Source organism: Mycobacterium sp. SM1, from assembly GCF_018361265.1.
Classification (GTDB): Bacteria; Actinomycetota; Actinomycetes; order Mycobacteriales; family Mycobacteriaceae; genus Mycobacterium.
Genome location: NZ_JAFLNH010000002.1, coordinates 724389 through 746915 on the forward strand (window position 1 = coordinate 724389; position 22527 = coordinate 746915).

Annotated in this window: 14 protein-coding genes and 4 pseudogenes; 6 read left to right on the plus strand and 12 right to left on the minus strand. The window is 66.7% G+C overall.

Annotation, left to right across the window (positions count from 1 at the left end; translation table 11 throughout):
• Positions 1–134: 134 nt before the first annotated feature.
• From MSM1_RS22725 to MSM1_RS13020, 7 genes and pseudogenes are all read right to left on the minus strand, one after another.
• The gene (locus tag MSM1_RS22725; protein WP_213442712.1) at positions 135–1319 is read right to left on the minus strand and encodes a cytochrome P450; all 1185 of its coding nucleotides are present in this window, start codon (positions 1317–1319) and stop codon (positions 135–137) included.
• A gap of 280 nt (positions 1320–1599) precedes the next feature.
• Positions 1600–2136 (minus strand): hypothetical protein, encoded by a 537-nt coding sequence (locus MSM1_RS12995; RefSeq protein ID WP_213442714.1) that lies wholly within the window; start codon positions 2134–2136, stop codon positions 1600–1602.
• A 129-nt stretch (positions 2137–2265) separates the two neighbouring features.
• Positions 2266–2637, minus strand: coding sequence for a DUF732 domain-containing protein (locus MSM1_RS13000; RefSeq protein ID WP_213442715.1), 372 nt, complete (start codon positions 2635–2637; stop codon positions 2266–2268).
• An 86-nt stretch (positions 2638–2723) separates the two neighbouring features.
• Positions 2724–3953, minus strand: a complete 1230-nt coding sequence (locus MSM1_RS13005; protein ID WP_213442716.1) for a glycosyltransferase — start codon at positions 3951–3953, stop codon at positions 2724–2726.
• A 1210-nt stretch (positions 3954–5163) separates the two neighbouring features.
• Positions 5164–6468: pseudogene (locus tag MSM1_RS13010) on the minus strand (TrkA family potassium uptake protein); the annotation flags it as partial.
• Positions 6469–6507: 39 nt separating this feature from the next.
• Positions 6508–7854, minus strand: a complete 1347-nt coding sequence (locus MSM1_RS13015) for an IS256 family transposase (protein WP_213442718.1) — start codon at positions 7852–7854, stop codon at positions 6508–6510.
• Between the two features lie 82 nt (positions 7855–7936).
• A pseudogene (locus MSM1_RS13020) lies at positions 7937–8392 on the minus strand (NAD-binding protein); the annotation flags it as partial.
• Positions 8393–8987: 595 nt separating this feature from the next.
• Between MSM1_RS13020 and MSM1_RS13025 the strand changes: the two are divergent.
• From MSM1_RS13025 to MSM1_RS13035, 3 genes and pseudogenes are all read left to right on the plus strand, one after another.
• A pseudogene (locus tag MSM1_RS13025) lies at positions 8988–9571 on the plus strand (IS607 family transposase).
• A pseudogene (gene tnpB / locus MSM1_RS13030) lies at positions 9568–11230 on the plus strand (IS607 family element RNA-guided endonuclease TnpB). The pseudogenes MSM1_RS13025 and tnpB overlap by 4 nt, the downstream one beginning before the upstream one ends.
• Before the next feature lie 105 nt (positions 11231–11335).
• On the plus strand, positions 11336–12967 hold the full coding sequence (locus MSM1_RS13035) for a fatty acid--CoA ligase (RefSeq protein ID WP_213442720.1): 1632 nt from the start codon (positions 11336–11338) through the stop codon (positions 12965–12967).
• A gap of 115 nt (positions 12968–13082) precedes the next feature.
• Here MSM1_RS13035 and MSM1_RS13040 read toward each other — a convergent pair whose 3' ends face one another.
• The 3 genes from MSM1_RS13040 to MSM1_RS13050 all read right to left on the minus strand — a co-directional run bounded on the left by MSM1_RS13040 (position 13083) and on the right by MSM1_RS13050 (position 16151).
• The gene (locus MSM1_RS13040; RefSeq protein WP_307857391.1) at positions 13083–14093 is read right to left on the minus strand and encodes a patatin-like phospholipase family protein; all 1011 of its coding nucleotides are present in this window, start codon (positions 14091–14093) and stop codon (positions 13083–13085) included.
• Positions 14094–14329: 236 nt separating this feature from the next.
• Positions 14330–15103: an enoyl-CoA hydratase gene (locus MSM1_RS13045; protein ID WP_213442724.1), complete on the minus strand. Its 774-nt coding sequence runs from the start codon at positions 15101–15103 to the stop codon at positions 14330–14332.
• A 10-nt stretch (positions 15104–15113) separates the two neighbouring features.
• Positions 15114–16151: an enoyl-CoA hydratase/isomerase family protein gene (locus MSM1_RS13050; RefSeq protein WP_213442726.1), complete on the minus strand. Its 1038-nt coding sequence runs from the start codon at positions 16149–16151 to the stop codon at positions 15114–15116.
• A gap of 235 nt (positions 16152–16386) precedes the next feature.
• On the opposite strand from MSM1_RS13050, the gene MSM1_RS13055 reads away from it, so the two are divergent.
• Positions 16387–17235, plus strand: coding sequence for a Bax inhibitor-1/YccA family protein (locus MSM1_RS13055; RefSeq protein WP_213442728.1), 849 nt, complete (start codon positions 16387–16389; stop codon positions 17233–17235).
• A 157-nt stretch (positions 17236–17392) separates the two neighbouring features.
• On the opposite strand, the gene MSM1_RS13060 is transcribed toward MSM1_RS13055, so the two are convergent.
• Together MSM1_RS13060 and MSM1_RS13065 are read right to left on the minus strand one after the other, a co-directional pair.
• Complete coding sequence (locus MSM1_RS13060; protein WP_213442730.1) at positions 17393–18610, minus strand: acetyl-CoA C-acetyltransferase; 1218 nt, start codon at positions 18608–18610, stop codon at positions 17393–17395.
• Positions 18611–18678: 68 nt separating this feature from the next.
• Positions 18679–19608, minus strand: coding sequence for an SGNH/GDSL hydrolase family protein (locus MSM1_RS13065; RefSeq protein WP_307857392.1), 930 nt, complete (start codon positions 19606–19608; stop codon positions 18679–18681).
• A 224-nt stretch (positions 19609–19832) separates the two neighbouring features.
• On the opposite strand from MSM1_RS13065, the gene MSM1_RS13070 reads away from it, so the two are divergent.
• Entirely contained in the window at positions 19833–20918 is a 1086-nt protein-coding gene (locus MSM1_RS13070; RefSeq protein ID WP_213442735.1) for an alpha/beta hydrolase, read from the plus strand.
• A gap of 31 nt (positions 20919–20949) precedes the next feature.
• Positions 20950–22344 (plus strand): cystathionine beta-synthase, encoded by a 1395-nt coding sequence (locus tag MSM1_RS13075; protein ID WP_213442737.1) that lies wholly within the window; start codon positions 20950–20952, stop codon positions 22342–22344.
• Positions 22345–22527: the final 183 nt, after the last annotated feature.

Below are 22527 nucleotides of genomic sequence, written 5' to 3' on the forward strand. Positions count from 1 at the left end.
GCGGCGCCGGAGAGATCGGCGGGTGGGCGCGCTTTGGCCGCGGCATGCCCGCCTCACCGCCGCCACGACGGGGCCGTGCGCCCGGGAGACACGGGCCGGACGAACGCCGTGAGATGACGGGCACGACGGCGGGCTTACCGGGCCTCCCAGCGCAGCATCAGGCTGTCCAGGTGGGTCACGCCGGTCGGTTGGTGCACAGTGGTGGGCGAAGAGCCTGGCTCGAGGTCGAATTGGGGAATGCGGCTCAACCACTCGGTCATGAACGCGCCCATTTCAAGTCGAGCCAGGTGCATGCCCAGGCATCTGTGCATGCCACCGCCGAACGCCCAGTGGCGCTGTCCCCGAAGCTCTCCGCTGCCGGTCGTTGATATCGCGTCGCCGCCGTTCTCTCGGCCCGCGGCTTCCAGGCCCAGCCACACCACACTGTGCGCCGGGATTGTGACGCCGCCGATATCGACTTCTCTCGTGGTGATGCGCGGAATGGCCGGCCCTGGCGACTGCAACCGCAGCATTTCCTCGATGAACGCCGGGATCTGGGCCGGGTCTGCGCGCAGCCGAGCCTGCAGTTGCGGATCGCGCGCGAGATGTAAAAGCATGAAGCAAATTTCCGCGGCAACCATTTCAACGCCGGCGACCGAAAACACCAACAGGATGACCGAAATCACCTCGACCCTGCTGAGCGGAAAATTATTGTCGTCGAGTCCGTCTAGCAGCGGCCAGAGAATGCCGGGCGGCCGCCGGGGGTTTCCCATCTCGGCGCCCAGCGTGGAATTCAGGAACTTGAAGAGTTCAAGTTCGGCCGCCCCGGTGGAGTCGCCGATTACAGCGGCCCGGATCACCCGGGTCGCCGTGGCATCGTCTGCCGGCATCCCGCACACCGTGAGCAGCGCTTGGCAGGCGTAGGTGTCGGCGACGTTGACTGCCTCACACCGCCCCTTGGCAGCGACCGTGTCGATCAGCGTTTCGGCCCGGACACGCAAGGCCCGAGCGTAGGGGGCCAACCCTCTGGGGCTGAAGAGCGGATGTAAGACACGGGCGAAACGGGCATGCTCCGCCCGTGTCCCGCAAGAAAGGGGCACCTGCGGGAGCGGAACGCCGAACGAGGTGAGCTTGAAGGTTTTCGGCGGCGACGCGAACGTGTCCGGGTCGTGCAAGGCCGCGAACACGTCGTCCCGCCCGGTGAGGTAGTAGCCGCGCAGCATCGGCTTGCCCACGCTGATTTTCGCCACCGGGCCCAGTTCGCGCAGCTGGCGCCAATAGGCGCCGCGGTCTGCTGCGAAGACCGGACTCTCCTTGTGGTGTAACGGAGGTGAATGCACGCTGCCTCCTTCACCGGCGGCCCTCTCCGCGCATAGTGGTGGCACGCTTCCTCATTATGGCGGTAACACTGTCGCGTGGGTGGCGGCGGCCGTCCTCGCGGACCCAGGTAACGCATCGGCGCCCGCCGATTCGGACATCCGGGTGTTTTCGGGCGAGAACGCGCGTTCTCATGATCCTCACGCACGCCCACCTCCAACTTAGCCAGACCACCAGCGAGGCGAATCATTCTTCGCTATCAACGTGCCATCGCCAGCATGAGGACGAGTCCGGCGATCAATGTCATTCGGCGGGCGGGAAGCGCGTCAGGCAATATGTCGTGAAGTCAAGCATCAACGCGTCGAGCTGACCCTGACGCGCCTGCCCGTGAGCACCGGCGGTCAGCAGCGTCTGGAACAGCCTCACTGTAGTCAGGAGATTCGGCTCGCTCGCGGCGTCTTCAAGGCTCGCCAGTATTTTCGGGACGTGCTCGGCGTCTGCCGCTACCAACGTCATCATCTTCTCGACCCGTTCGGTTATTTCGGTTTCATCTGTCAACTCACATATGGCACGACCATGTGAGCCGATCCGCTCGTACATGTCCTCCAAGCCCTGCCCGTAAATCCTTTTGAGGTCATTGATGTAGCGCTCAACGTCTTCCATGTCCCGCGGATCCGGTTTTTCGATTTCTGCTAGGTGCTTCCGGATCAGCTGGTCCGGACGTTCGTTAAGGGCCCTCAGGAACTCTCTGATGTGGGTCTCTAGCCCAGCGTCTTCATTGGTCATTGGCCGCCCCGCTGGGGCCTGTGCTGGCTTGCGGCGCATCACCTTGCCTGCCACCGGCGATCCAAACCGGTGGGCGCGGTGGTATCGGAGAAACGGTGAAAGATGCGCTTTCCCGCTTCGCGGTGCTCAACTTTCCACCATGGTGAGATCGGCTGTCCGAACGGCTGGCCCGTTAAGGTTTTCTCAACCCGCGCCAGGGAGGGCGGGAAATAACGGGGTGGTGGTCTTAGCGCTGGACTTCCCCAGGTACTCGGGGCAGTAAACGCTCGAAGCGATCGCCGTGAACCTGGTGGAGCCGGCCAGGCCGAATCCCGGATTGAGATTCATTACCTGTTTGATGACGTCGATCTCCTTCTGACCCGAGTCCATCATGTCGCACGCCGTTCTGGCGGCCGCGACGGCCGCAGGCCCACTGCTATAGGTGATGCCCGCCTGGTTGAGCTGGTTCAAAAAGCTCGCATCAAGAGCCGCATCGGTGCTGCTAGGGTCGGCTTGCGCCGGGACGGCCTGGCAGCTGATGGCGGCGACGCTGGCCAGCACTACACGTAGTCGCATCGCTCCATCATCGTCCACATCGGCGCGGTTGTCCTGTCGGCTCGGATTCGTCGGACAGCACCCTGGGCTCGACCATCTCGCGAGCTTCACGACGAAGCCGGTGGCTTTTCCCGGCTGATCGCGTCGAGCAGCAGCGTCGCGGCCACGGCTGCCCCGTCGGTGCGGATCTTGCCGGCCACGAGGTTGGCTCGGGCGCGGGTTTCGGGCGCCAGGGTCGTCTCGAGCGCGCCGGACAGCGACTCGATGCTGCCGGTGCGGCCGTCGTATGCGGTGCCGATGCGCAGGTGGGCCACCCGGGCGGCCCAGTAGGGCTGGTCCGCCGCCTGGGGTATGACCACTTGCGGGGCCCCGGCGCGCGCGGCTGCCGTTGTTGTGCCGGCGCCGCCGTGGTGCACGACGGCGGCGACCCGGCCGAACAGCGCCTGCTGGTTGACCTCGCCGACGGCAAAGCAGTCGTCCCGGTCGTCGATCGGGGCCAGCCCGGCCCAGCCGCGGGAGAGCAGGGCGCGGCAGCCCTGCGCGCGGATCGCCTCGATTGCCACCCTGACGATGTCCTGCGAGGCGCCCATGCTGCCGAACCCCACGTACACCGGTGGCGGGCCAGCGTCCAGGAACGCCACCAACTCGGCGGGGAGCGGGCGTGTGTCCGGCAGCAGCCAGGCACCGGTTTGGACGACATCGAGGTCGGTCGTCTCGCGCCACGGGGCCAAGGTCGGGTCCGCCGCCAGCCACGGATGGTCGCTGAAGGCGTGGCGGCGGACGTTGTCCACCGGCGGCAGCCCCACCGACGCCCGGTGGCTGTTGAGCGCCGGGCCGAAAAGCGCGTTCGCGTTCCGGGCGTCCAGATCCCACAGCGCCCGGTTGTCGATCCGGCCCGGTGGGGACGAGCCCGCGTACGCCGGCGGCGGGTGGTGCGGCGACGGCAGGATAGTCGGGTGGTAGCTCGCGTATACGTAGTGGATGCCCAGTTTCTCGGTCGCCGACCGCGCCCCGGCCGCGGTCGCCACAAACCCGGTCGCCACCAGCGCGTCACATCCCTCGGCCGCGGCGGCGAGCGTGTCGAACTGCGCGGCGATCACCTCATCCACGTGCCGGCGCAGGTCGGCCGCCGACGGCGTCGCCGCGGTCGCCAAGGCGCGCAGCGACTCACCGAATGGCAGCAGCGGTACGCCGAAACCGGCCGTGCGCTCTGCGAACTCCTCATCCGGCGGCGCACACACTACGGCCTCTGCGCCGAGTGCCCTTAGCTGCACCGCGAGTCCGACCAGCGGTTCGACGCCCCCGCGCGTGTCGTACGTCGACAGCAACACACGCATTTCCCTACCCCCATACCCGCACTACGGTCGATTATGACCAAACCAGTTTGAGGCGGCTCTACAACTCCGCCCGGAACTCCACCCGGCGTGCACGGCGATGCTGCAGAGGCACGCCTGCGCGGTGGCGGCGACAATCGTCGTTGGTTCGCGCAAGCTCCGCAGCGCAACGGGCGTGGAGACACCGCTGTGTTGAGCGTCAAGCTGAGAACCGATCCTTCGCAACGGTTCTCGTCACGTCTACCATCAGTGACGGTGACGCCTCGAGCCTGCACGGGCTCCGATTCTGGGTATTTCGCTGCGCATCCCCTGCGCGACGTGCGCCTCACCCGTAGAGTTAGCGGCAATTCGTAAAGGCAAGACGTGGAGCCGCCTTTGGCGTTGCGGCGTCCGCGCAGCGCTGACCGGGCGACTGGCGGCAGCCTGGCGAAGATCGACGTCTCGAAGGGAACAAACAGAAGATGGACGTCAAGCGCCTGGCCGCCGCGGCGGCAATCGCCATCGGCGCCAGCACATCTGCACTGGCGGCGGGGCTGGCCGACGCCGCCCGGTCGGACCCGCCCCCGGCGTGCCCAGACTGTCAACCGGACCCGGGTGGAGCGGGGAACGGTTCGCAGGGCAATCCGCCTCCGGCGCCCCCATGTAACCCAGCGCTCCAACCCCGGCATGTTGGGCCGGGAAACCCCAGAGGCGGCGGTGGGCAGCCGTCCTACCCGCAGCCTCGGTGCCCACCCGCGCCGGCCGGGTCCGTTGAACCGGGAGCATGAACGTGTGCGATGCCGGCGCCACGCCCGCACGCCACCGGCCGCAAACGGGCGGCGCCAGATCGGCCGCTTTCGCACACAGTTCGCCTCGAGCCATGATGGCGCAAGCCTATTTCGTAAGTAACGGCGGGGCGGTCGAGTAGGTCGCCAACGCTGCGTTCCCGAGTCGGGCAGGTTTTGGGCAGCTTGCGGCGCCTCGGCGGCAACGCCTGCGCAGATCGCGTCGGCCAATTTCCGGTGGGTGTCGCGAATTGTCAAGCACCTGAGACAACTCAGCTCCGTTTGTCGGGTGGCCCGCTCTGCGACCTGCGGCCCATTGCATGGCCCGGACTGGCTGCGCATGCGGCGGTGCGGCGAAAGTTCCAAGCGATCGGCACCGACGAGGTGCAACCGATTCCGATCAGCTCACCGGGTTCGTGGCGCGGCCAACGTCGCTGCCGGCCTGGCGGTCACCCGGCCGCCGGCGCGGGCAGCCGCTCGCCGCTGTCAGCCTCCGGTTCGGACGCCCGTCCCTGGCGCAGCGTCGCCAGCAGCTCGCGGTAGGGGCCGACCAGATACACCGTGTCACCCGCGCTGAGCCGGGTGCCGCGGCGGGGGTGCAACGTGACATCGTTGTAGCCCCGGGTGATTGCGATGACACGGATTTTTGTGGACAACCCGGGAATCGGCCGCCCGTCGAGCTCGCTGCCCTCGGCCACATGCATTGCGCCCACCATAAAAGAGCTTTGCCCCACCGAAAACGTCCCCAGCACCTGCAGGCCCATCGCCGCGCCGATGAACCACGGTGCGGCCAGCTCGTCGGTCGAGCGGACATTTTCGAAGCCGAACCGCTGCGCCACCGCGAAGCCAAGGGTGCGGTCATACACGCGCAACACCAGCGGAACGTCGGTGCGGTCGACCTTATGCAGCGCCCCGGGCACCAGCATCTCGAGCAACACGATCCCGGTCTCGATGTTGATCATGTCGTCGCGGGTCAGCACCGCTACCGCGCGGGCACGGTCCACACGGGCCAATTCCAGCGTCGAGTCCAGCGTCGCGTCCCCGAAGATCACCGGCACGTCGAGCTCGGCCGCCGACTCCAGGAACCGGTTGGTCTCGTCGCGCTCGATCACCGCCACGTCGTATCCGGCGGTGGTCAGCTCGGTGACGACGCGCATGCCGAGCGGGCTCAGCCCGACGACGATGATGTGGTTGCGCAGGTGACGCGCGCGCCGGCTTCCGGCCGACCGCACGAAACGGCGCGAGAGCAAAAGGTCGGCGATGAACGCGACCAGCAAAGCGGTGGTGGTCACACCGGCGAACATCATCATCGCGGCGTACAGCCGCAGCCAGGTGGGCTGCTGCAGGAAGCTGTAGTCGCCGTAGCCGGTCGTGGTGATCGTCTCGGTGCTGAAATACAACGCGTCCACCCACGTCATCCCCGGAGGGCGCCGGTAGGCGAAGCGCAACAGGATTGTCGAGCCGATCAGCAGGATCAGCACCGAGGCCATCACGGGATAAAACACCGGGTTGAGCTCGTCGGGCAGGATGCGCGCGGCGTCGAGCATGCGCCTCAGCCACAGCCGCCGCACGCGTGTCGCGGCAGGTGGCTTGACCGTAATGCCACGCTCGGCCAGTTCTTCGGAGGTGCCGATCACGGCGGTCCAGTCGCCGGCGCGCACCGACTCATCTGGTCCAGGACAGGGCACCACCTCGCCGGGAGTGGCGGAGTTCTCGCCGCGGATCACAGCGGTGGCGTCCCAATCGCGGTGTAAAAGTTCGGGCATAGATTCCGCTCACTTGCGATTGTGATTTTAGGCGATGGCGCCGACAGCATCGGCCGGCGCCGCTTCGGTTTCGGCGCGTACTTCCGAATTTCGTTGCGGCAGTTTGGTCGGTGGGTCATGCAACGACCTTCGCAGGTCCTGTAGTAGCCGTAGCCCGGCCGGTGTCATGGTGAACCCGCGCCAGCCGGCCGAGGCGCGGTCGAGTACGGCCCACACCAGCTTCAGGCAGGAGTGCTCGCCGGGCAGTCGGCCGATGACCTTGACTCGGCGGCGGGTCTCCCCGAAGGTCCGCTCGATGAAATTGGAGTGGCGCACCCGGGCCCAATGCTCCCGTGGGAACCGCAGGTAGACCGTCAGCGAGTCACGGTCATCAAGCAGACACCGCACCGCCGCCGGATACGAGTCGCGCCAACGCTTGGCGAACGCGTCGATCCTGTTGTGCACGTAGGTGACCGCGTCGCGGCCAGGCGCGATGTTCTCGGGCACATCGAAGATCGCCCAGTAGTCGGCCTTCACCTCGGCTTGGGCGTTTTTGGGCACTTTGGCAAGGATGTTTCTGGCGCGATGCACCAGACACCGCTGGCGCAGCGCGGCACCCATGCTGCGCTCCACCGCTCCGATCAACCCCGGTGCGCCGTCGCTGATCACCAGCAGCGGGCACGCCAGCCCGCGCTCGCCGAGCCCGCGCAAAAACCCCTCCCAGGCATCCCCGGACTCACTGCAGGCGGCCTCCAGCCCGACGAACACCGGTTTGCCGTCGGTGTCGATGCCCCACGCCGCGAGCACCGGCTCGGCCGAGGCGTTGGCGTGGTACGTGAAATGGCTGCCGTCCAAAAACAGGTAGTCCAGCTCCACCTCGTCGAGGCGCCGACGGCTCCAGGACTCGAACTGGGTCTTGATGTCCTCGCAGACCCGCGACACCGTCGACTTCGACACCGCCGCGCCCTCGCCGAGCGCCTCGACCAAGGTGGCCTCCACGTCGCGGGTCGACAACCCGCGCACGAACCCGGCGATCACCAGCGACTCCAGCGCGTTGGTCTTGGTCACCCCCGCGCCGAACAACTGGCTGGCGAACCGCTCGGTGGTGCCGCGCACCTTCGGCCGGTGCAGCGTGATCGGGCCGGCGGTCGTTTTGACCGTGGTCGGGCAATACCCGCTACGCATCCCAGCCCGCGGATCCTCGCTGGTAGCGGCCCGCTGGTAGCGATCCCGGCCCAAAAACGCGCTCACCTCGGCCTCCAACGCGCACTGCAGCAGTAGCTGCGCGCCCAACTGGGCCACCCGCTCGACTGCACGCGACAAATCCTCACCACCGGCGAACACCCCATCAATCTCTGCCTGCAACCGCTGCGCAGGCGATATCCTCTTCGACACGGACGTAGGCTCCTTTCCTCAGACTTCCCGTCTTGGAGGGAACCTACGTCCGAACCCTTTTACACCGCCGCAGGGACACGACCATCACAGCCACCGGTGCCAGGCCACCATAGATCTGGCGCAGCGTCGCATCCCGGGGCGCCTCGGCACCGGAGATGACGAACTCGACCCCGGCCGCCTTGAATGGGTGCGCGGTGTGCGCCAGACATGCCTCCACGATCGCCGGCGCCGCGAGGTCGGCGACATCGAGGATCGCTCCGGGGCCGTTGTCTGCGGCCACCGCGGTGCGCAGCACGTCGTTGGCCAGCCGTGCCACCACCCGAACGTCCGGGTTGGCTTTCCTTGCCAGCAAAGCGATTTCGAGATTTGCCGCGTCATCGTTCCCCACGCAGACGACGGCACTCGCGTTGGCAATCCCGGCCTTGGCGAGGTCAGCGGACGAGGTGAGCTTAACCACGCACGCACCGACGCTGTCCAGTTCTTCGATTATTGTCTTCGCCAGCGCGTCATCACCGCTGATGATTATGTGGCGCTGCATATTCCATGTGTCTCTGAGCAAAGTCGGCTGCGGCGCCACTCCTTTTCGCCATGCAACAATGGCTTTCTGTGTTGCGGCATAGACACCCACTTCGGCTGACAATGGTGTCACGTATGCATAGGATTATCGAACACGGCGACACACTTTTCCACCGGAACACTGATGTGCCGCAGGCCGAGTCGCTTGCCGTCATTCAACTAGTTACGTGATTCGGTCCTGACGGGTTGTGTCTAGTCGCTGCGTAACAATCTCGACCCGAGGTCGTCACATAGATGAAATAATGAGAGCGTAACGAACAATTGAGTTAACTTGGCCGAGTTTACGTGGCCTGAGTCGGTGGTGCGTTCCCGCACGTTGGCCTGGACCAGCGGATGGCACGGGGATGAGGAAATGGGCCTGAATTGTGGGCCCTGCGCCCCTGGCTACCAATGGATCGGTGAGTCGTGGCGTCACGTGGCGGAGGTTCTGCAAGCTCAAGGCGGCTGGGAATGGAGTGGCCGTGAGTTTCGCTGGTCTGCGCCAGCCTTCCGTGGGGTTGCGAGCTGTTGCGTGTTGAGTGTAATTAAGTGTGCGTAAGTGTGTTTGAGTCGGTGTTGTGAATCTGGCGGATTGGGCTGAATCGGTTGGGGTGAACCGGCATACGGTGTATCGCTGGTTTCGGGAGGGAACGCTGCCAGTGCCTGCGGAGCGGGTGGGTCGGCTGATTTTGGTGCGCACGGCGCCGGCCGGCGGGGGCGCGGCTGTGGTGTGGTGATCTATGCTCGGGTGTCCAGTCATGATCAGCGCGCCGATTTGGATCGCCAGGTGGCCCGGTTGACGGCGTGGGTGACCGAGCAGGATTTGGCGGTGGGGCAGGTCGTTGTGGAGGTGGGGCCGGGTGTGAATGGCAAACGCCCGAAGTTACGCCGGATCTTGTCGGGCCCGGATGCGAAGGTCATTGTTGTGGAGCATCGCGACCGGTTGGCCCGCTTCGGGGTGGAGCATCTGGAGGCGGCGTTGGCTGCGCAGGGCCGGCGGATCGTGGTGGCCGACCCCGGCGAGACCACCGATGATCTGGTGCGCGACATGATCGAAGTCCTCACATCGATGTGCGCCCGGCTGTATGGGCGGCGCGGGGCGCGTAACCGGGCGATGCGCGCGGTGACGGCCACCAAACAGGGACCGGGCCAGGCGGCATGATCGTCGGGATGCGCACCCGGGCGCAGGCCGCGAAGGTGGCCGCGGCCACCGGCGGGGCGCATCTGGCTGGTAAGCCGAAACCCGATGGGAAACCGGGGTTGTCGCGGTATGTCGATGTGGGTGACGATTTCGGGGTGCACCGGGCGGCGGTGGAGTCGGTGTTGGTGCTGTTCGGCCTTGATGGCGGTGACGCCGAGGGTTTCGCCCAGATGGGCTGCCCGGGTGCGCCGTTGCCGACCGGCTGGGCGGTGACGGCAGCGAAGTTCGAGGTGCGGTGGCCCTCCGACCCGGAGCGGGCGGGGTTGGTGCGTTCGCATTTCGGCGCTCGCCGCAAGGCGTTCAACTGGGGCCTGGCCCAGGTGAAAGCTGACCTGGACGCGAAAGCTGTTGATTCGGGCCGTGAGTCGGTGGGTTGGGATCTGGGGTCGCTGCGCTGGGCGTGGAACCGCGCCGAGGATGAGGTGGCGCCGTGGTGGGCGGACAATTCCAAGGAGGCCTACTCCTTAGGGCTGGCGGATCTGGCGCGGGCGCTGGAGAACTGGTCGGCCAGCCGCAACGGCACCAGGCGGGGCCGCCGGGTAGGGGTTCCGCGGTTCAAATCCGCGCGCCGCGACCCGGGGCGGGTGCGGTTCACCACCGGAACGATGCGGGTAGAAGCCGACCGTCGCAGCATCACCGTGCCGGTGATCGGCGCGCTAAGGAGAACACCCGCCGGGTGCAACGGCATGTCGCTTCTGGCCGCGCCCGCATTGTGAACATGACGCTCTCGCAGCGCTGGGGCCGGTTGTTCGTCTCGATCAGCTACGCACTGCGCACCCCGGCCACCGCGCCGACGGTGGTCGGGCCGACCACGGTCGCCGGGGTGGATCTTGGGGTGCGCACGTTGGCCACCGTGGCCACCCTCGACACCGCCACCGGCGCTGAAACTGTTGTCGAGTATCCAAATCCGGCTCCGTTGAAAGCCACGCTTGCTGCGCGGCGGCGGGCCGGACGTGAACTTTCTCGCCGCATTCCCGGATCGCGCGGGCACCGGGCAGCGAAAGCCAAGCTGTCCCGCCTAGACCGCCGATGCGTGTACCTGCGGCGAGAAGCCGCCCATCAGCTCACCACCGAGCTGGCAAGCGGTTATGGCCACATCGTGATCGACGACCTCCACGTGGCCGCGATGAAACGCAGGATGCGACGACGCGCCTACCGGCGCGCCGTCTCTGCTGCGGCGATGGGTGTGATCAGGCCGATGCTGGCCGACAAGACCACCCGTTACGGCACAGTGTTGACGGTGGCGGATCGGTGGTTGCCGTCCAGCCAGATCCATCACGGCTGCACCACACCCGACGGCAGCCCGTGCCGGCTGATCGGCAAAGGACGCATCGACAACTTGCTGGTGTGTCCGCGCACTGGTGAGGTCGTCGACCGCGATCGCAACGCCGCGCTTAATCTCCGTGACTGGCCGGGTAACGACGCCAGTTGTGGTCCAGTAGGGACGACGGCGCATCGGTACCCAGGCCAACCACACCGGTGGTTGGTACCGGCCATGGCGCAGACACCCGACCATCCGGTGCTCGCGAAGCATCCCTAAGACCCCGCCCACGCGGGGCCGGACGCGACGAGATGGTAGGCCAGAGCAGGTGGTCAGGCCATTCGCTTCTTGGCGGTTGACTGCGGGTTCTCGGGGGAAGCACCAGCGGCAGCCGTCGGTGGGGTTAGCATTCGCCTCACGAACGTCGAGGCGATCCTGCGCTAAGAACTTAAGGCGGTCCACCGATGCACAGCACCATGCAGAGCCACCCGTTGACGATCACAGCCATCCTCAAATACGCCACCGGCGTCCACGGGGAGCGCACGGTCACCACCGCGACCGGTGACGGCTACCGCTCCTGTAGCTACCGGGAGCTGGGCCAGCAAGTGGCGCAGTTGGCGCACGCGTTGCGCCGCATCGGTATCACCGGGGACGAGCGCGTCGCCACGTTCATGTGGAACAACACCGGACACCTGACGGCATATCTGGCGGTGCCGGCGATGGGCGCGGTCCTGCACACCCTCAACATCCGGCTGTTCCCCGACCAGATCGCCTACGTCGCCAACGAGGCCGAAGACCAGGTGGTCCTCGTCGATACCTCGCTGGCCGCCCTGCTTGCGCCGATCTTGCCCCGGATGGACACCGTGCGCACCGTGATCGCGGTCGGGGAGGGAGACCCGGCGCCGCTGCGCGAGTCGGGCAAGGCGGTGCTGCGCTACGCCGAAGCCATCGAGGGCGAGCCCACGGAGTTCGCCTGGCCGCAGATCGACGAGGATTCCGCGGCGGCGATGTGCTACACCAGCGGAACCACCGGCCACCCCAAAGGGGTGGTCTATAGTCATCGTTCGAGCTATCTGCACGCCATGGCGGCCTGCACCGCAAACGGTATCGGGATTGGCTGCAGTGACCGCGTGCTGCCGGTGGTGCCGATGTTCCATGCCAACGCGTGGGGACTGCCGTATGCGGCGTTGATGGCGGGCGCGGACCTGGTGCTCCCCGACCGCCACCTGGACGCCAGATCACTGGTTGCGTTGATCGAGAATCTGCGGCCCACCGTGGCGGGTGCGGTGCCCACCATCTGGAACGATGTGCTGCACTATCTGGATAAGGATCCGGGCCATGACCTCTCGTCGCTGCGGTCGGTTGCCTGCGGAGGCTCGGCGGTTCCGGTGTCGCTGATGCGCGCCTTCGAGGAGAAGCACGGCGTCCAGATCCGCCAGGCGTGGGGGATGACCGAAACGTCGCCGCTGGCCGCCATCGCGTGGCCGCCGCCGGGAACCCCGGAAGACCAGCACTGGGCATTCCGCGCCACCCAGGGCCGGCCGGTGTGCGGCGTGGAGGCCCGGATTGTCGACGACGACGACAACGTGCTGCCGAATGACGGGGTTGCCGTTGGCGAGTTGGAGGTTCGCGGCCCGTGGGTCACCGGGTCCTACTACAAGGGGCACGATGAGTCCAAGTTCAAATCGGGATGGTTGCGCACCGGTGATGTAGGCCGCATCGACGAGTACGGTTTCATCACGCTGACCGACCGCGCCAAAGACGTGATCAAGTCCGGCGGTGAGTGGATCTCGTCGGTCGAGCTGGAGAATTGGCTGGTAGCACATCCGGACGTGGTCGAGGCCGCCGTGGTCGGGGTTCCCGACGAGCGCTGGCAGGAACGCCCGCTGGCCGCCGTCGTCGTCCGGGAAGGCGCGTCGGTCGCCGCCGATCAGCTGCGACGCTTTCTGGCCGATAAGGTCGCTCGGTGGTGGCTGCCGGAGCGATGGACATTCGTAGACGAGATTCCCCGCACCAGCGTCGGCAAGTACGACAAGAAGACCATCCGCTCGCGTTACGCCCAGAACCGCTATCAGGTGATCGAGGTGCGTGACTGAGCGCGACGATGACAACCGCACGAGCCTTCGGGCGCACGAGCCTTCGGGTCGGCCACCGGCCCGGCCCGGATGCGGCGCCTCACCGCCGCACCGCCGCATTGGCGGTTCCGGGCGCCTAAGTTTCGAGCGCGGTCGGTGCAGCCTCTTCCGTCCCGGTTTCCAGTGTGTCCAGGGCACGCGCGGCCAGCATCCGGCCCGCGGCGATCACCTCTGCCGCGCGGTGAAAATCCAGGCTGCGGCATGTCGAACGCGGGATCTCGATCAGCACATCGGGCGGGTAGGCGGCCAGCGTATGACGCGCCAGTGCGGCCTGGGCGATGTCGATGGTGCGGTTCATCACCTCGAAGGTGCCCAGCTTAGGCACCTCGGCTTCTTCGACGTCGCCGGCCGGCTGCCCCACGTACGCGGGAGCGGGCGCACCGTCGGATTCTGAATTCGACGCGCCGAACCGCTGTAGCATTGCCCGCGCCGTCGGTCGGTCCAGCAGTGACCGGGCGGCACTGATGTCAAAAAGAGCAGAAGTGCTGCGCACCATGCGGTTTAGCCACTCCGAGGTGGCTTTGGGCTCTGTATCGCGGCTGCCGTGGGTTTCGGTGCCGCCCAGGCTGACCGCGATGGTGAGCGCCGCGCCGGCGGCCGCGATGGGCGCCATCGGCAATGGGTCGAGGATTCCGCCGTCGGCGAGCAGGCGTCCGTCGGTCGCGTAGGGGGCGATCACTCCGGGGATCGCAATCGAAGCCCGGATGGCCTCATCGAGCCGGCCGCGTTGCAGCCAGACCGACTTGCCGGCCAAAAGATCGGTCGCCACCGCGGTGAACGGGATCGGTAAGCGCTCGATGGTGACCGTGCCGAGAATGTCGTGCACCGCGTCCAGGATTTTTTCGGCGCGCAGCACCCCCGCCGCTGTGATGGAGGGGTCGAGGAGCCGCAGGATCGCCCGCTGCGTCAACGACCGCGCCCACTCGCTGAACTCGTCGAGTTTCCCCGCCGCGTACAGGCCACCGACCAACGCGCCCATCGAGGAACCGGCGATCCCGACTATGCGGTAGCCGCGCTCACGGAGCTCGGTTATCACCCCGATGTGGGCGTACCCGCGAGCACCGCCGCTGCCCAGTGCCAGCGCCACCCGGGTCGGCGCGGGCCGGCCCACCCGACCGGCGTTGAGCCGCAATACGCCGCGTCCGGGCAATGGCTCGCCCACAAAGCTGCCCATAAAGCCATTGTGCGCGCCGGGTGGAAGCGGCCTGGTCAGCGTCCTCGGGGCGCATCGAAGCCGTCTCCAGCGCGCCCCGGCCCGGCCACAAGCCCCAGCCGTGGCCGACGGCCGGCCGGTGCTGCTGTGGCGCCAGGCGTCCCGGGCCCTCAGCGGTGGGTGAAATGCGGCGGGCGTTTTTCGATAAACGCCGTCATTCCCTCGGACTGGTCCTCGGTCGCGAACGCCGAATGAAATAGCCGGCGTTCATAAAGGAGCCCTTCGCTCAAGGTGGATTCGAAGGCCCGGTTGACGGCCTCTTTGGCCATCCGGGCCGCCGATAGCGACATTTCGGAGATGGTCTTGGCGACCGCCTTGGCCTCGGTCAGCAGGTTGTCGGCCGGCACCACCCGCGACACCAGGCCGCTGCGCTCGGCCTCGGCGGCGTCGATGGTGCGTCCGGTCAAGATGAGGTCCATGGCCTTGGCCTTGCCGATGGCGCGGGTCAGCCGCTGCGAGCCGCCCATACCGGGCAGCACCCCCAGTTTGATCTCGGGCTGACCGAATTTCGCGGTATCCGCGGCGATTAGCACGTCGCACATCATCGCCAGCTCGCAGCCGCCGCCTAGCGCATGTCCGGCTACCGCGGCGATCGTCGGGGTGCGCACCGCCGCCAGCTTGCCCCAGGCGGCGAAGTAGTCGGAGCCGAACACGTCGGCGAACGTCAGGCCGGCCATCTCCTTGATGTCGGCGCCGGCGGCGAACGCCTTCGCCGAGCCGGTGATGATGATCGCTCCGATGCCCGCATCGTTATCGAATTCGGTTGCGGCGCTGGTGACTTCGTTCATCATCTGAGTGTTGAGCGCGTTCAGGGCCTGCGGACGGTTCAGCGTGATGATGCCGACCCGCTCGTCACGTTCGACCACAATGGTTTCGTAAGCCATGGCTGCCTTCCTAGAATGTCAGGTCGTCGTCGACCGGCGTGAAATAGGCCTCGACGTCGGCCGTACGGACCGCGTCTAGCGTCGCGGGTGACCAGGTTGGATTGCGATCTTTGTCGACAATCTGGGCGCGGATGCCCTCCACCAGGTCATGGGAGCGCAGTGATGCGCACGATACCCGATATTCTTGCCTCAGAACATCTTCCAGTGTGTCGAGCTTGGCGGCCCGGCGCACCGCTGCCAACGTCACCGACAGCGCGATCGGGGAGCGGCTCGCGATCAGGTCGGCCGCTTCATGAGCCGCTCGAGCACGGTGTCGCCGCAGGGCGTCGACGATGTCGGCAACAGTGTCACCCGCGTAGCACTCGTCGATCCAGTCTTGTTGTGCGGCAAGGGTGCTCGGTGGCGGTTCGATGGCGTGGCCCGACAGTGCGCCGTGGATGCCGTCGGTGACGATCGCCCGGGTGAGCTTATCGAGGTTCTCGTGCGGCACATAGTGGTCGGCGAAGCCGAGCGCGATGGCGTCGGCACCGGAGAATGGCGCTCCGGTCAGCGCCGCGTGCAAGCCCAACGCCCCCGGCGCCCGCGACAGCAGGTATGTGCCACCGACGTCGGGGATGAACCCGATGCCGACCTCGGGCATCGCCATCTTGGTGGTATCGGTCACCACCCGGGTGTTGGCGTGTGCGCCCACGCCGACACCACCGCCCATCACGATGCCGTCCATCAACGACACGTACGGCTTGGCAAAGCGACCAATCTGAGCGTTGAGCAGGTACTCGTCCCGCCAGAACCGTCGTGCGTCGACGCCGTCACCGCGGGCGCTGTGGTAGATCATCACCACGTCGCCCCCGGCGCACAGTCCACGTTCTCCGGCACCGCTGAGCACCACCGTGCGAATTGCTTCGTCTTTTTCCCACCGGGTCAGCACCGCGCTGAGCGTGGTCACCATGTTGTGGGTCAACGAATTGATCGCCTTGGGGCGGTTTAGCGTCACAAAGCCGACACCCTCGTCGACGCGGGTCAGGATCTCATCGGATTCGCCCGTCATGCCCGTAGTCTCCCCTTGCCGAATCTATGGTCGAATGCTGGCCAGGACTTGACCAGCAATCTAGATCGTTGGTCGCGGTGCGGTGCCGGGGGGTAGGGTGGCGGGTAAGGCGTTGTTTCGGCGGCGATCCGGGTGGTGTCGGCACGCGGACTTTCAACCGGGAACCCGGCCGGCCGCCCGATCGTTGATGGGGTGTTCGCACGGCTCGAGCTACATCACAGGAGAGGAACCGACGGTGCGGGAGACAAGCAACCCGGTATTTCGCTCACTGCCACGGCAGCGGGGCGGATACGCGCAGTTCGGCAGCGGCATGACCGCGAGCCAGCAGATGTACACGGGCTACCAGGCCGACCCCTACGCTCCGTACCGCGAGGCCACGGTCGCTCGTCCGCTGACCATCGACGACGTCGTCACCAAGACCGGTGTAACGCTGGCGGTGTTGTCGGCGGCCGCGGTGGTCTCGTATTTCATGGTGGCGGCCAATGCGGCGCTGGCGATGCCGCTGACCATGATCGGCGGGTTCGGTGGCCTGGGGCTGGTGCTGATTGCCACCATGGGGCGTAAGCAGGACAGCCCCGCGCTGGTGCTCAGCTACGCCGCGTTGGAAGGGCTTTTCCTCGGCGCTATCTCGTTTGTCCTGGCCAACATCGCGGTGTCCGCCACCAATGCCGGGGTTCTCATCGGGCAGGCCATCTTAGGCACCCTCGGCGTGTTCGCCGGCATGCTCGTCGTGTACAAAACCGGGGCCATCCGCGTGACGCCCAAGTTCACCCGAATGGTCGTCGCCGGCCTGTTCGGTGTGCTGGCCCTGATGATCGGCAATCTGGTGCTGGGCATGTTCGGTGTCGACCACGGCGCGGGGTTGGGCCTGCGTAGCGGCGGCCCGTTGGCGATCGTTTTCTCGCTGGTGTGCATCGGCTTGGCGGCATTCAGCTTCCTGATCGACTTCGACGCGGCCGACCAGATGATCCGCGCCGGGGCGCCCGAGAAGGCGGCGTGGGGGATCGCCCTCGGTCTGACCGTGACGCTGGTGTGGCTCTACATCGAGATCCTGCGCCTGCTCAGTTACTTCCAGCGCGATTAGCAGCGCGCCCAGCATCGCGGCGTAAGGCCGGCGCGCCGGAGAGCGTGCCGGCCTTTTCCGGTGGCGGTCGCGGCTCACCGAGAGTGCAACCAGTTACCCGACACGCCGAAAACGGCGTCGCTAGTTGCACTCTCGCGGCAAGATAGCGGCAGGCCGGCTAGGAGAGCCGCTCGATCACCATCGCCATGCCCTGGCCGCCGCCCACACACATCGTTTCCAGTCCGAGCGTTTTGTCGTAGGTCTGCAGGTTGTTCAGCAGTGTGGCGGTGATGCGCGCGCCGGTCATCCCGAACGGATGGCCCAAAGCGATCGCCCCTCCGGAGACGTTCAGCTTGTCTTCATCAATGCCCAGCTCGCGCGCGGAGGCAAGCACTTGCACCGCGAACGCCTCGTTGATCTCGAACAGATCGATATCGCCGATCGACATGCCGGCGTAGGCGAGCGCCTTCTTTGTGGCTTCAATCGGCCCCAGGCCCATGATCTCCGGTGACAGGCCGCTCACGCCCGTCGACACGATACGGGCCAGCGGGGTCAGGCCGAGTTCTTTAGCCTTCCGGTCGCTGGTGATCACCAGCGCCGCGGCACCGTCGTTGAGCGGGCAGGCGTTGCCGGCGGTCACGGTGCCGTTCGGCCGGAACGCCGGTTTGAGCTGGCTGACCACTTCGTAGGTGGTCCCGGGCCGTGGCCCGTCATCCGTGCACACCACGGTGCCGTCCGGCAGCGTCACCGGAACGATTTCCCGCTCGAAGAACCCGCTTTTGATCGCCTCCTCGGCGCGGTTCTGGCTGCGCACCCCCCAGCGGTCCTGCTCTTCCCGGCTGATCCCGGTGAGCAGCGCGACGTTCTCGGCGGTCTGACCCATCGCTATGTAGATATCGGGGAGCTTTCCGTCCGCGCGCGGATCATGCCATTCGTCAGCACCCTCGGCGGCCGCGGCCGAGCGCGCTTGCGCCTCATTGAACAGCGGGTTTTTGGTGTCCGGCCACGAGTCGGAGTTGCCCTTGCCGTATCGGGACACCGTTTCCACGCCGGCGGAGATGAACACGTCGCCTTCACCGGCTTTGATCGCGTGAAAAGCCATGCGCGTGGTCTGCAGCGACGACGAGCAGTACCGGGTGACGGTAGTACCCGGCAGGAAGTCATAGCCGAGCATGACGGCCACCACCCGGCCGATGTTGAATCCCGACTCACCGCCCGGCAGGCCGCAGCCCATCATCAGGTCGTCGATCTCACGCGGGTTCAGCGCGGGCACCTTGTCTAAGGCGGCCCGCACCATCTGCGCGGCCAGATCGTCCGGCCGGAGGGTTACCAGCGATCCTTTGGCGGCGCGGCCAATCGGGGAGCGGGCGGTTGAGACGATGACGGCGTCCGGCACAATGACTCCTCCACGTGGTTGGGCCCAGCATGGGTGTGGGCCGACCGAATCTAGCCAGAATCTATCCGCTACCCGCCGGCCGGTGCGACCAGGGGGGCAGGCACCCCCGTCGCCGAGCGGCGCCACAGCCGCGACACGATGCCGAGTCGCTGACGACCGGGCAGCTCGGCGACCAGCCCGCTCGTCGGCTGGCCCAGCGCATGACACAGCGCGGGCAGCAGCTGATCGGCGGCCAGCGCGTACCCGGCCGCCGAGGGGTGATAGCGGTCGTCGGACAACAGCCGCTCGGGAGCATGCCGAAATTGCGGCGCCAGCAAATCCGCGAGCGGCACCGGCACCCCACCGGCAGCCCTGACAGCCGCGGCCTGCGCGCGGGCCAGACGTAGGCCGCGGGTGCGAGCCAGCCAGCGCAAGGGCTGCGGGATCGCGGTGATAACCCCGAAATCCGGACAGGTTCCCACGACCACCACCGCTCCGCTGGAGCGCAGCCGCCGCACTGCGGCACCGAGCCGCCGCGCCGACGCGCCGATACCGTTGAGCGCCGTGATGTCGTTGGCGCCGATCATGATCACCGCCGCGTCCGGCGGCGGTCCGGCCACGAACATCGCGTCGACCTGGCCGGATAACCCTTTCGAGGTGGCGCCGACGATGGCCTTGGTGCTCAATCGGACGCGTTTGCCGGTCTGTTCGGCAAGTCCGCGGGCGATCAGCACACCGGGAACTTCGTCGGCGGCGCGGCACCCGTACCCGGTCGCTGTCGAGTCGCCGAAGACCATCAAGTGCAGGTCGGCGGGCATCCCGCGCCGCCAGCGCTGCGCCGGTCCGCCGCCCGGGGTGTATACCCCGTCAGCGCGAGGCGGGACGTCCCAGGCCTTGGGGATGGCGCTGCGCGCGCGTATCGCTTGGCCGATCAGCAGGTTGCGTGCGCCGACGCACGCCGTACCCGTGGAAGCGAGTGCACCCGCTGCGGCCAGCGCAATAACCGAACGCCGTGGCACACGAATGTCCACGCAACCAGTTTAGGTCGGCTGTGCATGGCCGCTGGCCCGGCAGCCGCCGCGGGGCGATTACGAAACAGGCCGAAAGTGGTATCGAATCAGACTCTTTGATTGTTGAAATTTCTATACGTGTCAAGCTAACTTTGCGGGGTTGGCTGAGCGCCTCGCGATCGAGGCGCTCTGCTACCCCGTGACTGACTACAACGGCGTAGGAAGTGTTGAGCATGAGCGCACCGGCCCAGGTGACCGGCCAGGTAGCCGGCCAGGTGACCGGCAAGGTATCGGGATTACCCCGCAACGGGGCTCGTTCGCGTGATTTCCTTCAAAGACGCAGCTCTGCCCTCGGCGGCGTTCCCGCCCAGGTCATCGAGACCGGGCCCAGCCTCGCTGCCCGCTTGGTGTGGCTTGCCTCGCGGCTGACGATCCGGCCGGCTGTGGCCGTGTGCAGTCAAGTTCCGCATCTGCCGTGGCCGTTTGGCCTCATCGACGTTGCGTGCCGCGCCTTGCTGCCCGCTCCCGTCGCCCTGCGGGCGACGGTAGGTTTACCGCACGCCTCCGCGCAGTTGGTGCGCGCGCCGGGAGTGCTGCCCGCCGATGGCAACCGAAGGGTGGTGCTCTACCTACACGGCGGCGCCTTTCTTACCTGTGGCGCCAACTCGCACAGCAGAGTGGTTACCGCGCTGTCGAAATTCGCCGACTCGCCGGTGCTGGTGGTCAACTACCGGCTGATCCCCAAGCACTCGGTCGGCGCAGCTCTCGATGACTGTCACGACGCCTACCGCTGGTTGCGGCTACGCGGGTACGAGCCGGAGCAGATTGTGCTGGCCGGCGATTCGGCGGGCGGCTATCTTGCGCTCGCACTTGCACAACGACTGCAACGAGATGACGAGGAACCGGCCGCTCTGGTGGCAATCTCACCGCTGATGCAGCTGGCCAAGGAAGCTAAGCAGGCGCATCCCAACATCAAGACCGACGCGATGTTCTCGGCAAAGGCCTTTGACGCGCTGGTCGCGCTGGTTGCCCGGGCCGCCGGTGAGAACACCGTCAACGGCGAGCCCGAGGAGCTCTATGAGCCGCTGGATCACATCGAACCCGGCCTGCCACGAACGTTGATCCATGTTTCCGGGTCCGAGGTGCTGCTGCACGATGCGCAGTTGGCGGCCCGCCGACTTGCGGCCGCCGGTGTTCCCGCCGAGGTGCGAATCTGGCCTGGCCAGATTCACGATTTCCAGCTCGCCGCGCCGATCGTGCCAGAAGCGACCCGCTCGCTGCGGCAAATTGGCGAGTACATCCGCGAGGTCACCGGCTAGTTCCGGTGACGCGGCCTGAGACGATAACTGTATGCGGATCGCGCAGCACATCAGTGAACTCATCGGCAATACCCCACTGGTCCGGTTGACTTCCGTTGTTCCCCCCGGGGCGGGCACGGTGGTGGCCAAGGTGGAGTACTTCAACCCCGGCTTGAGCTGCAAGGACCGGATCGCGGTGAAGATGATCGACGCAGCCGAGGCCAGCGGGCAGCTCAAGCCGGGCGGCACGATCGTCGAGCCCACGTCGGGCAACACGGGTGTCGGCCTGGCCCTGGTTGCGCAGCGCCGGGGCTACAAGTGCGTGTTCGTCTGCCCCGATAAGGTCAGCGAAGACAAGCAGAACGTGCTGCGCGCCTATGGCGCCGAGGTGGTGGTGTGCCCGACCGCGGTGCCGCCCGAGCATCCCGACAGCTATTACAGCGTGTCCAACCGGCTGGTCACCGAGATCCCCGGCGCCTGGAAACCGGATCAGTACTCCAACCCGGCGGGGCCCGCGAGCCATTACGAGACCACCGGCCCCGAGATCTGGGCCGACACCGACGGCAAGGTCACGCATTTCGTTGCCGGCATCGGCACCGGAGGCACGATCACCGGTACCGGCCGTTACCTCAAAGAGGTCTCCGGGGGTGCGGTTCGGGTCATCGGCGTGGACCCTGAAGGCTCGGTGTATTCCGGTGGCAGCGGCAGGCCGTACCTGGTCGAAGGCGTCGGTGAGGATTTCTGGCCCGCGGCCTATGACCCCAGCGTGCCCGACGAGATTATCGCGGTGTCGGATGCCGATTCATTCGACATGACCAGGCGGTTGGCGCGCGAAGAGGCGCTGCTGGTCGGCGGGTCGTGTGGGATGGCGGTGGTGGCGGCGTTGAAAGTGGCCATGCGGGCCGGGGCTGGCGCGTTGATCGTCGTCCTGCTTCCCGACGGCGGGCGTGGGTATATGTCGAAGATCTTCAACGACGCGTGGATGTCCTCCTACGGCTTTTTGCGTAGCAGGCTCGACGGATCCCTCGAACAGCCCCGGGTCGGTGACGTGTTACGCGGGAAATCCGGTGAGCTGCCCGACCTGGTGCACACCCATCCCTCGGAGACCGTGCGAGACGCGATCGGCATCCTGCGCGAGTACGGGGTGTCCCAAATGCCCGTGGTCGGTGCGGAGCCGCCGGTGATGGCCGGCGAGGTCGCCGGAAGTGTGTCCGAACGCGAACTGCTGTCGGCGGTCTTCGAGGGACGCGCACAGCTTGCCGACGCCGTCGGGCTGCACATGAGTCCGCCGCTGCCGATGATCGGAGCGGGCGAGTTCGTCGGTGCGGCCGCCAAGGCGCTGCGGGATTGCGATGCACTGATGGTGGTGGAGGAAGGCAAGCCGGTTGGGGTCATCACCCGCCACGACCTTTTGGGCTTTCTCTCTGAGGGTCCGCGACGACGATAGCCAGATGCCTATTCGGCAAATTAATTCGGCTAGCAAATACCGACGGCCGACGTTCCCGCCGCCGGTGCGGTGTGGTCACCGGGCTGTCGGCGTCGCCCCGGTACCGGCGGTGCTCCGCGGGAGCCGACTTCCTCGGTGACCCGAATTCTTGGGCGCAAGCCTCGCCATTTATGGCAGGGTGAG

Excerpts from the sequence above, each read along its gene's own strand:
- MSM1_RS13070 (WP_213442735.1), top strand. The coding sequence starts at position 19,833 with ATGAGCGCACCGGCCCAGGTGACCGGCCAGGTAGCCGGCCAGGTGACC.
- MSM1_RS13075 (WP_213442737.1), top strand. The coding sequence starts at position 20,950 with ATGCGGATCGCGCAGCACATCAGTGAACTCATCGGCAATACCCCACTG.
- MSM1_RS13005 (WP_213442716.1), bottom strand. The coding sequence starts at position 3,953 with ATGCGTGTGTTGCTGTCGACGTACGACACGCGCGGGGGCGTCGAACCG.
- MSM1_RS13050 (WP_213442726.1), bottom strand. The coding sequence starts at position 16,151 with ATGACGGGCGAATCCGATGAGATCCTGACCCGCGTCGACGAGGGTGTC.
- MSM1_RS13000 (WP_213442715.1), bottom strand. The coding sequence starts at position 2,637 with ATGCGACTACGTGTAGTGCTGGCCAGCGTCGCCGCCATCAGCTGCCAG.
- MSM1_RS13045 (WP_213442724.1), bottom strand. The coding sequence starts at position 15,103 with ATGGCTTACGAAACCATTGTGGTCGAACGTGACGAGCGGGTCGGCATC.
- MSM1_RS13035 (WP_213442720.1), top strand. The coding sequence starts at position 11,336 with ATGCACAGCACCATGCAGAGCCACCCGTTGACGATCACAGCCATCCTC.